Consider the following 538-nt stretch of genomic DNA (forward strand, 5'->3'; position numbering starts at 1 on the left):
GCATAGACACCATCTTAATCGGAACTGTGTCGCGGGCCGAAGAGCCGACCGCAACCCTGCTCACATTATGCATATACGGCAGGCTATCGTCGCTTGATTCGAGTTCCGGCTCTTGGTCAAGGTATAGATCACCCATCTGATATTCGACCTCGAGACGGCGCGCTACTTTCTCGCCAAATGAGCCAGTCCCCTTGAGCTGGGAAAACAGACTCTTTTCTTTCTGTGGTGTGCCATGAAGCGCAATCCAGCGTTTCAAGTTTTCTCGGCGGCGGTCAACGATATCCATTGCAGTAGTTTAGCTTTTTCTAAAGTAGCATTCACTTGACATGAGGTTTAGCAAACACTAAACTCGTGCCATGGACCTCAAAACTTACATCTCATCCGAACGGGGACGCGCCACTCAGCTGGCCACAGCGCTGGGTGTCTCCGCTTCATATTTTTCCCAGATGGTCGCTGGCACGTCTCCTATTTCCGCCGAGCGTTGTGTGGATATTGAGGTCGCAACACGGGGAGTCGTTACGAGAAAGGATCTTAGACC

The 538-nt window shown here is 51.5% G+C and carries 2 protein-coding genes; one reads left to right on the forward strand and one right to left on the reverse strand.

The window, feature by feature from the left end; all coding sequences use genetic code 11:
- Window positions 1–256, reverse strand: a 256-nt coding sequence (locus AB4Z32_RS27605) for a hypothetical protein (protein WP_442124999.1), incomplete at its 3' end; no start/stop codon positions are given.
- Window positions 257–356: 100 nt separating this feature from the next.
- Between AB4Z32_RS27605 and AB4Z32_RS27610 the strand changes: the two genes are divergently transcribed.
- Window positions 357–538, forward strand: a 182-nt coding sequence (locus tag AB4Z32_RS27610) for a transcriptional regulator (RefSeq protein ID WP_442125000.1), incomplete at its 3' end; no start/stop codon positions are given.

Origin of the sequence: Massilia sp. 2TAF26 (assembly GCF_052115005.1) — a bacterium.
Lineage (GTDB): Bacteria > Pseudomonadota > Gammaproteobacteria > Burkholderiales > Burkholderiaceae_D > Telluria.